Annotated in this window: 4 protein-coding genes; 1 reads left to right on the top strand and 3 read right to left on the bottom strand. The window is 33.7% G+C overall.

Annotation, left to right across the window (positions count from 1 at the left end; translation table 11 throughout):
- The 3 genes from ACIDC4_RS24495 to ACIDC4_RS24505 form a co-directional block, all read right to left on the bottom strand.
- Positions 1-1,773 (bottom strand): DUF7507 domain-containing protein (locus ACIDC4_RS24495; protein WP_488381172.1); only part of this gene is annotated, 1,773 nt, incomplete at its 3' end.
- Between the two features lie 189 nt (positions 1,774-1,962).
- Positions 1,963-6,642, bottom strand: a complete 4,680-nt coding sequence (locus ACIDC4_RS24500) for a T9SS sorting signal type C domain-containing protein (protein ID WP_412045684.1) — start codon at positions 6,640-6,642, stop codon at positions 1,963-1,965.
- A gap of 363 nt (positions 6,643-7,005) precedes the next feature.
- On the bottom strand, positions 7,006-7,476 hold the full coding sequence (locus tag ACIDC4_RS24505; RefSeq protein WP_412045683.1) for a regulatory protein RecX: 471 nt from the start codon (positions 7,474-7,476) through the stop codon (positions 7,006-7,008).
- A 296-nt stretch (positions 7,477-7,772) separates the two neighbouring features.
- Here ACIDC4_RS24505 and ACIDC4_RS24510 point away from each other — a divergent pair.
- The coding region (locus ACIDC4_RS24510) for a PA14 domain-containing protein (protein WP_488381173.1) at positions 7,773-10,904 on the top strand (3,132 nt) is incomplete at its 3' end.

Raw genomic sequence — 10,904 nt, forward strand, 5'->3', positions numbered from 1 at the left:
ACGTTTATAGGTTATGTTTCCAATATTGCTGTTTACAGTTGTACCTGATCCCTGTACCAAACTGGCGTTGTTGTCAAAAATCAAAGATCCTGTTCCTAAAACAGTAAGTGCATTGGTAATGTTTAAAGTACGTCCCGAAGGTACTGTCATGGCAACGCCTGAATTTACGGTACAGGCACAAGCACTTAAATCTGCAGTTATTGGAAATGCACTGGCAAATGTTACATTTTTGGTGGCATCAGGAAGGCCGTTTGACCACGTGCTCCCGTCCCATGTGGTTGATGATTGATCTTTTATGATAACATTTTCACTTAATGGTGAATTACAGCCAGAAGTAGTCTTGACACTAAAGTTGTAGGTCCCAACTGCAAGATTTTCGATAGTAAAAGTCGTTCCACTTCCTGATTTAATAGCTGATGCTTTCCCAGTTTGTGTTATGGTCCAGTTTTCATTTTCAGGTAAATTATTTAAAACTACTTTGCCTAAGGAATTACAAGAAAAGTTTGTTATGGTTCCAATTGTTGGAGCAGCCAATAAAATTGTTGTGGTTGAAACATCATTATCATACGCTGTACCAGAGATGTCTTCAACAATATTAAAAGAAGGATCTGTCCCTGTAACTTTTGCCGAGTTGACAATTTTGCCGGCTGCAACATCTGCAGCCGTAATTTTATAAGTTCCCGTTATTGTAGCTCTAGCTTTAGGCTCAAGAGAGGCAATATGATTTCCTGATATTGATAATGAAGGTAATGGATCTGTTATATAAATATCAGTTATTGGCACATCGCCACTGTTTTTAATGTCAAAAGTATATGTTATTATATCTCCTGCTTTCCCACAAGATGGCATCAAAGCAGTTTTGATCAGGCTTAATTCTGCAAATTTTAATGAGTTGGTGTTAAAAGCAATAAAAGCACAATCTGAACTACCGGAAAAACTAACAACAAATCGGTCAACCTGTGAAGCATTAGCATTTGTTATACCAAATGAACTGGTTTCGAATCCTAACATTCTGATATCTCTTGTTGCTGCCGGGGTAAAACCATTTGTTCCTCCATCTGCTTTAAACAAGTCCAAACTGTAAGTGCCAATAGCAGGAACCGAAGTAAAAGCAACTGCTATTTCATTTCCCACAGTCTTTCCCGCCGCATCAACAAATTTAAAAATATCCGACTGATTAATATTTCCCGGATCAGCAACCTGAGTCACAATTAAATCAGGAACATTATCATTAATACCTAAAAGATTCAGGTTATTGGTACCAATTTTAAATTCGGCTGAACCAGGTGCTATGTTTGCAACACCAGTTCCTAAACTTAAACCATTACTACCATCTGTAAGTCTTGCTGCAAGTTCTGCTCCTGTTGCGACAGTTCCTGCCAGTTTTGGATCTAAAATTGCAATATTTGCCTGACCGTCAATCATTGACCCCTGTAATATATAGGTGTTATTATTTAACCCAAGGCTTTGTATTTTTAGAGCTCTAAATTTTTGTGGTTTATAAGTAAAACTTTTTGTGTTAAGAATATTATCGTTTACACCTGTAGAGTAAGTAACAGATTTCCATTTAAAGGCTAATAAATTATTAGCATCATCCGGACGATTTCCTGCAAGTGTAGCAGCATTCGATGTCCAATATCCTTTCCAGTCGGTATGTATTTCAGTAATTGCATTTGTACTCTGACTGAACATTTGTAGAGATATCAGAAAAAAAAGTAATCCTAAGTTTTTTATAAACAAAGAACGAATAAGTAAAAGTATTTTTTGGAGCATACAATTTGGTTTGATTTGGTTTGATTTGGTTTTGGGAAGTAATTTGATACTATTTTCTTAACAGGAGATTAGTCTGTTTGTATCTTATTTTAATTTATATATCATTTAAAAACTATTTGCACTTATTATTATCTGAAAAAATCCGACAGCATAATGTTGTCGGATTTTTATATTTAGTTGGTATTTGAATTAATTGAAAATTATTTTTTTAGAAACAGTGAAATCATTTTCTAAAGTTACTTTTACCAATAAAAGCTGATTACCTGATTGAAGGTTTTGAATTTGGAGTTCTGTATTTCCAATTTTCTTTTTATTGTAAAGCATTTTTCCTAATAGATCAAAAACAGTTACTTCTTTAATATTCTCTTTTGATGTCGCAACATTGATAACTTTATTATTTACTGAGACTAAAATACCATCTTTGATATTTTCGAAATCACCTGTGCCTAATGTTTTGTCAGTTTTATAACGTAACACAAAACGTTCTGTAAAAGTGCCTATCTCAGTCTTAAAAGTGTAATCGCTTGTACGTAAATCGTGAATTATGCCAGTTGTTTTATCTTCTAAAAATATTGCTTGTTCTTTTAATGAACCATCTACGTGATCTATTGAAATCTTAAAGTCACCTGCAATGGCTGATTTATATCCTAGCGGAATTTGATCAGTCATCTCAAATGGTAAAGCACGCCCCTGAATAACTAACTTCTTATTGTCATTTATACTATAAAAATCTACAAAAGCATTTGCGTTATAACTTTGAGCATCGTAATTATTTTCAAAATTATTAGTTGCTTCATCTATATAACCAACTAAAGTTTGTTTGAAAGCTCCCTGCGAATTAGTAAAATTTAACCATAAACGGCCTTCGTCAGCATTTGAACCTGAAGTTTTCAAAAACTGAGAATTGCTTCCTGATGATCTCATCTCATTTGTAAATTTTAACGGTGTGTTTGTTAGTACTTTTACAAAAAAACCTTGTCCTGATGCAATTTTTCCGTTCGGAGCATTATTAGCAGGGCTTTTATCACTTGGTGCTTCTGTACCCGTTGCAACATATCCTGTAGCAACACTACCGGTTAAATTAAATACAGCATAATCGTTACTTGTGTATGCATATATATTAGGTTTAGTAGGATCTGTATTGGCAGGAGCTGTATTATGAGTCCAAAAATATAGGGATCCTGTAGTATTACCATTATTCTTCTTGATAAATTCAGCTGCATCAAGAGGAGAAGGATATGGATTACCAATTAAATTATATTTATTCTCTATTGGTGTAAAATTGATGTCTCCATTGTTTGGAACTCCAACAAATAAAGCAGAGTACGCTGTTCCTACTGTTGCTGAACTTGTTTCAGGAGATCTAACAATATATCCAACACCTGGTATCATTGAAGCTGCACCATTCATATGCGAAACCCATCCGGTAAAAGGATTATAACTTTGGTACATACTTGCTGCAGTATCCGGAGACAATTTTTTTAGGGTATATCCTGAAGCCAACGTAACTGGCGACGACCAATAAGTAAAATCGTAATAACGCATTGGCTGAGTTATTCTTTGTAATTCGAATGAATCAGTAGTTCCTGTATAAATTGCGTTTTTATTAGTTTGCAATAATGAACCTCCGTTTTGAACTGAAAGTTTTCCGCCTGTTCCTACAGTAATATTTTCTTTTACTGTTAATACTTTATCCAATGGTATTATAAGTGTTTTTCCTGGATCAATTGTACAAGAACAAACTTCTATACTTGAATTTAATGTTGCATTGGCTTTTACAATAATAGAAGTATTAGGATCTACAGTTCCTGATCCGTTATAAGTTACAGGTACATCAATAAAGCTAACTGCCATCTTCGCATCTCCGGCATCTTCTCTTAAACGTATTTCAACTAATGAAGTAGAATTTAAAGGGTAAGGACCACCCGGAATAGTTACAGTTGTATTAATATTACCACCAGCAGTATAAACTGGAGCTGCTACACCATTTATATAAATTTGCATATCATCATCACAATTTAAAACTTGAATGTTGTAATTGCCACAAGGGAATCCTTTTCTTTTATATGCTATTGTAAAGTTATCAATTGGCATTGGAGCTCCCTGCCATGCAGTTGCTGCTGACGGTGATTTTTCTTTTGCCCAGTAGTTTATAGTATTTATATTTAGGTTTGAATCTACATACGTACCTGCATAGCTTGCTGCTGGTAAGTTTAAATTTGGAATTGTATATCCATATACGTTCCAAACATTTGTTCCATATTCTGTTGGATCGCCTTTTACTAAACCATAAGAAAAAGTAGTTCTTGATGAACCTGCATTTTCGTAATATTCTAAAATTAAATTGTGTGATGCAGTAGTGTTAAAAGTGTATTGTGCAGCATAACTAACATAGCTGTGGTCACTCCATGAATTTGTAGGAGCAACATTAACCAATGTTCCATCAATATATAATCGCACTCCGTCATCAGCACCAATTGTAAAATTATAAGTACCTGCCGGAATTGTCGTTTTCATTAGATAACGAACCATGAAGTTATCAGATGGTGGAGTTCCACAAATAGTTCTTGTTTCACCGTTTACTTGTCCTGATCCGACATTTCTATCAAATAAGGCTTTTTCGGTCACATAGCCAACATACGTTGCAGGAGTAGGAGCTCCTGTCCATTTATAAACATATCCTATCCACGAATCCTGACCATAAGTAACTTTATCACCTTGTTCGCAATAAAAAATTTCGTCAGCTCCCATGTCTGGTGGTGTAGCTCTGGGATCTCCGTCGATATCAGTTGTAATAGTTGCAATTGCAATACCTTTTGCATGTATACCTCCGTTGGTATTATTTTGAATTAAATGAAAATCAGTTGGAGCATTTACTGCTATAAAATTAGGTTGAACATTTAATGAATTTGCTTCTTTTGATGTTTTTAAAGCTTCTTTCCAAAGATCAAGTGTAGCATATTCACCACTCGGAAATTTTCCAATTTTTACAGCTGCATTTGTTCCATAATAATTATTATAATCAAATTCAGTAATTGCCGTATGGGCAACTGTAGAGTTTATCAAAAACTGAGTTCCTGTAGTTTGAGAATTGTAAAAAATATTGTTTTTAATTGCAATGTTAGATCCGGCATTAATGTATAAACAAGATGAACCATTTCCGTTATTGTTATTATTCATTACAATTGTATTGTAATAAATTCTATTAGCATCACCAGAATTCAGATAAATTCCATGAGCTGCATTGGTATTAGTAAAAGAAATATTGCTTATAATATTATTGTAAATCGTATTATTTCCTCCATTTATATAAAAACCACTACTATTGGTTCCAGCTGAAGCAGATACATTTGTAACCGTGTTATTATAAATATTTGTACCTGTTCCGCTAAGATAAATCCCTCTACTTTGGGGATTTCCGTCACCAAGAGTATTCGCTACGTTACTGATTGAATTATTAAATATGTTTCCATTAACTGAGCCTTCAGAATAAATACCCGCATGTTGAGTTTGATTTGTATTTCTATAAACACCATCAATTTTATTTCCTGAAACTTCGTAATCTTTAAGATTTAATAAATTGATTCCAACATATGGTTTTTCTCCATTAGTCGCACTTCCAATCGTATTGTTCTGAATTTTCCAATCTAATGACAGTAAGCTAGAATTACTATTTCCGTTTACATTAATAGCCTGACCAACTTTATTAAAAGTTACATTGTTTACTATATTACCTGAATTAGCTGCAACAGCTGTGCTAGATACATCATCTGTGTTTCCTGCAAAAATACCAACTGAATAATCATTATTTCCTTTGAAATACTGTTGTAAAGTAAGGTTTCTAATCTCGTTTTTATTTGCTCCATTAGTTGCATTTTGACTAGCAATCCAAATTACACATCTGTTATTGTTTGAAATATTATTATTATAAATTGTTAGATTATTTGAAGTCGTACCATTATTACTGCCATCAAAAATAACATTGTCAACTCCATCAAGTTTAAAGACAGCCTGGGGATGAACATAGTTTACAACTGATGCTTCTATAGAAACTGTTCTACCTGTATTTGGTTTAAAAGTAACTTTATAAGTTTCATTTCCTGTGTAAGGAATTATTTTTATTGGAAATACTTCATTTGTACTAGTATTATAAGCCGTATTATCTAATAAAAAATTTACCGCATCTGAAACACCCACTGAATTTAAAGCATTTACTGCCGAAGTAATAGTTGGAAAATCAGCATTAGCAGCACTACCAATTTTATAAGGCCCCTTGAGCGGCCCCATTATATTCCCTGTAAATTTTAATGTGTTCGCTAAAATTCTCCATCCGTCATTACTATTCCAACTATTACCTCCTCTTGCATAAAAACGAACAATTAGTCTTTGGCTAGCATTCAAAGATTGATTTACCTTAATAGTTTTATTAGCATTTCCAGCAATGGTTTGATCAGACTGTAACAAAAAGGAGTTATTATAAAAATCAGATGTATTGGGTACAGTTCCATTTTCGGATATATAATATCTGATAGAATAGTTTGTAGGCCCACTTGCAACAGCTGAAATTGAAGTTTGTTGAAAGATTAGATTAGAGATCATTATTACATTTCCTGCTTTAGGAGCAATAGAAATATCAAAATATTTGTAATGCTGAAAACTAGCATCTACCCAGCCCTGAGCTAATAATCCTGATGCACTGTAAGAAAGAGGAGTATCAGATGCCTGGGATGGCCCTGTTACTGTTCCTGCTTGTACATAACTTTGAGAAATTGCCGTTCCATTTGATGTAAGTGCCCAAGAGGCTAAATCAACAATCTGAGCAAAACTTAAAACGGGTAATAATAAAAATAAAAGTAGAGTTCTCTTCATATAAATGTTTTCTATACAATTTGTTATGTTGGCATAGGATAAATTTTGCCCGAACAAATATAGATACATCTACGTGTTAGAAAATGAGAGGGTTTTTAGAAAGGTCATAAAATCGACAAACTGTTAAAATAATCGACAAAATACATCTTTAAAAATCCCAACTTATGTTATTTCTTATAAAATGTTAAATTTATATATAAGAAAAATAGTAGGTTTACGATAAAAATAGCCTGTTTTTTAAACGTATAGTTGTAAAAAACGTCGTTTAATCGAATAATTCGCAAGAAAGTTATAAATTATAACTTTTAAGATTATAAGAAAAATAGCCTTCTTTAAGTTTTAATTGAAACCTTTTTAAAAAATTTAATCCTTTTCTAATTGCGTTACTTTTTCATAAACCAAGTTACTTTCATAACCTCTTCTTAGCATATAATCACAGAATTTTTTTCTCTTTTTAAGGGTGTTTTTTTCCTGAATATTATTCCAGCATCTTTCTGATAATTCTTCGAAAGTGGTTTCATATTCTTCAATTGAAATTTCCTTTAGCGCAAGCGTAATATTGGTCGAAGAAATATGTCTTGCTTTTAGTTCATTTACAATTCTAATTTTTCCCCAGCTTTTAATTCGGTGTTTGCCTCTTGCGAAACTACAGGCAAATCGACTTTCATTTAAAAAATTATTTTCAATGAGCTGAACAACAATAAAATCAATTTCATCAGAAGACATTTTAAGGCTGTATAATTTCGAAACTACTTCAGCATGACATCGTTCCTGATAAGCGCAAAAATGTTCTAATTTAATTATTGCTTCTTTTATTGTAAAAATATCGTTCATGAGTTTTTTCTTTCTTTTTAACGGTTATTGCTAAAAATATTTAATTAGTTGTTAAAATTTATTGCCTTTTTTCTGTTTTTCTCAAAAAGTCTTCATCTAAAAAGTTGTATATGTGCAGAATTATAATATTTTTGTGCCTAAATTTTAACATTTTCTTACCACTTATCCAACAACACGTTGGAATAAATTATAACTGTTAAAACTAAAAAATGAAATATCATTTCTCTAAACTGAGATGCTTTTTTTGCTTTGACTAATTCAAAAAACAAATTTAAAATATAAATACCACTTGTTATATGATGAAAAAATTACTTTTATCAAAATCTTTATTTTCTATTATTCATTTACAAAAAGAGCTAAATGTAACTTCAAAATTATTTTGTTTTGTTCTATTGTTTTTAGCAAATTTTGGATTTGGACAAATTGCCCAACGGGGGACTTTTACTAGAGCAGAAACAACTACTAATACTTTGACTATTAGCAAACCAACAGGTGTAGTAGAAGGAGATGTTATGATTGTAAATATTGCCGAAGCAGTTTCAGGAGAAACATATGTTCCCGATTTACAAGGCTGGACGAACATAAGTTCTGTATACTTTCAAAACAATGCTCGTGTTGGAGCTGTATTATACAAAGTTGCCGGAGCAAGTGAGCCAACAAGTTATACTTTTACATTGTGGAACGTGCAAGGTGCTATAGGTTCAATTGTTGCGTTTTCAGGTGTTGATACTGCAGATCCATTTGATGCTTCTTTTACAGGAATAAACGCAAGAACTGACGATAATGTTAGAGCAACATCAATTACAACTACAACCAATAATGCAGCAGTTATTATGTTGGGTCAGGTAGTTGGATCTGCCAGAACTTATTCTGGTTGGCGGGCAGATTCTCCAAATTCATTAACTCAACTCTATGATGTTAATAAAAATTCAGGATCGAGAGTTTCTGTTGGCGCTGCATGGGCCATTAAGCCTACCCCAGGAGTCACAGGAACAGGAAGTGCAACATTAAGCAATGACGAATACAATGGAGGAATTCTGATTGCATTAAAACCTAAAGTTGATTATAAAAGTCAAATTATCTCAGCTGATCTGGGGTCTTCAACCTGGTGTGCAGGTGAGACCAGAACAGTAAGTGTAGTTATAAAAAATGTAGGTAAACTGGCTTGGACAGACGGTGGCGGTAAAAATTTTAATATTGGTATCAAATGGAATGGTGAAAGTACTACAATATGGAATGATTATCATGTTAGGGTAGATGCTCAAAACTTGGCCCCGGGAGAAACTAAAACATATTATTTTAATATTACTGCTTCCAGAAGAACAGTTACTGCTTATGGAGCAAAGCTGGGTACAGGTTCAAATAATATAACTTTTGATGTTGTTTCTGAAGGTATTTCATGGTTTAAAGACAATAATGGTGGGATAGGCCCCGGAAACAAAGCGTTCGTTAGCCCAACTCAAACTATAGTGACATCACCAGACGACAGAACAGTTTCGGCCGTCAATTCAACAATTTGTATAGGAACTGGAACAAATATTACAGTTGCATCTTCTCAAAGCGGGGTCTCTTATCAATTACGAAATGGTACTACAAATGTTGGTTCTGCTGTAAATGGTACTGGAGGAAACATAAATTTACCAACAGGACCTTTATCAACGACTACAACTTTTAATGTTTTGGCAACTCTGACGTCAAGTTCTTGCCCCTTACAAATGACAAATACACCTACAGTCACTGTTAATTCGTTAAGTGGCACACCAGTAGACACATATACTTTTTGCATTGATAATACAAATACCATAACAACAGCTAATGTTAATTCAGGCCAATATGTTTTACTAAATGTAATCAAAGGCTATAAATATACATTTTCAGTAAATAATGTTTTTGCTGCTGATGAATATTTATCTCTTTACAATGCTTCGAATGATGCGGTTATTACATCCAGTAATGGAACAGGTGGAACATCAATTACAGACTGGATTCCAACTTTTTCTGGTCAGGTAAAAATACTTTTAACAGCAGGAGCAAATTGTGCTAATGCTGGTACAGCTGGAGGGTCACTGTCTCTTAATTTAACAGGAGGTAGTAATACACTAGAGACACAAAATGAATATGGCACAAATACCTGGACAGGTCATATCTATAATGCCGGAGGCATAGCACCAGAGCCATTTTCTTCTAATTATGCAGGATATTATAATGTTGGATCCGAAACTATCAATGAGGGATTTGGAGGAAATGAAAATTGTTTTGCAATTTATTCAGATGGAGTAAAAAGAGCCAGTATATATACAGAAGGATTCGCCGTTAGATATAAAATGAAGACTACTAAATCAGGCTGTTATATAATTCGCGTAACAGGTGATGATGGAGTACGTTTATCTATGAATAATACTAAAATATTTGACAGGTGGGGTGAGCAAGGTTCAACTACTTACAATGATATTCTTGTTCGTTTGGATGGAGATGATGATTTTGTATTAGATTATTATGAAAACGCAGGTGGAAACGTTGTTGGCTTTACAATGATAGCATTTGATGCAAATACAAATAATATTACATCACCTTCAATAGTTAATTTTTGTCCAAATGAAGATCCTGACACAATAGAAGGATCCTTACAATATACTTTAGCAGATGTGAATTTGCAAAATCCTCAGCTTAATTTTCAATGGCAGCTTTCTACAAATGGAGGTACTTACAGTAATATTCCGGGAGCAACTGCCAGAACTTATCACCCGCCTGCAATACAAAATACAACTACAGCTAGTATCGTAAGACATTTTAAAAGATTGGTTTCATTTAGTAGCAGCATGCCAAACATCAATAATGTTAAAACAAATTGTGGATATAACGAAAGTAATATCATAACTATAACAACTAACCCTGCACCACCCATTCCAACGGTAGGAACAATTACACATGTAACTTGTACATCACCAAAGGGCAGTGTAGTTTTAAGTGGATTGCCTTCAGGAGCCTGGACAATAACACAAAGTAGTACAACTGGAAATATTGATATTCCCGGAACAGGAACCTCTTATCCCGTTTCGAATTTATTGGCTGGAATATATAAATTTACAGTAAATAACGGATCATGTACTTCAGTACAAACAGGAAATGTTGTGATCAATGATGCACCTTCGACCACCTATAATGGCACTTGGTCTAACGGCCTTCCTGATGCTACAAAAAATGTAACATTTGCAAGTGCATTTCCTATAACTGCTGATTTGAGTGCTTGTGCCTGTACAATAAATTCAGGCGTTACCATGACGGTACCTTCGGGACGTACTTTAAACATTACAAATGCACTTACTGTCTTAGGCACAGGATCTTTAAGTTTTGATAATAATGCCAGTTTGGTACAAGGTGCAGGTACAACTGTAAACAGCAACAGCGGAAACATAACCTATAAACGT

Source organism: Flavobacterium sp. C3NV (assembly GCF_046825355.2).
Classification (GTDB): domain Bacteria; phylum Bacteroidota; class Bacteroidia; order Flavobacteriales; family Flavobacteriaceae; genus Flavobacterium.

Bases quoted from the DNA above. Each gene is read 5' to 3' on its own strand.
- ACIDC4_RS24500 (WP_412045684.1), bottom strand. From the start codon at position 6,642: ATGAAGAGAACTCTACTTTTATTTTTATTATTACCCGTTTTAAGTTTT.
- ACIDC4_RS24505 (WP_412045683.1), bottom strand. From the start codon at position 7,476: ATGAACGATATTTTTACAATAAAAGAAGCAATAATTAAATTAGAACAT.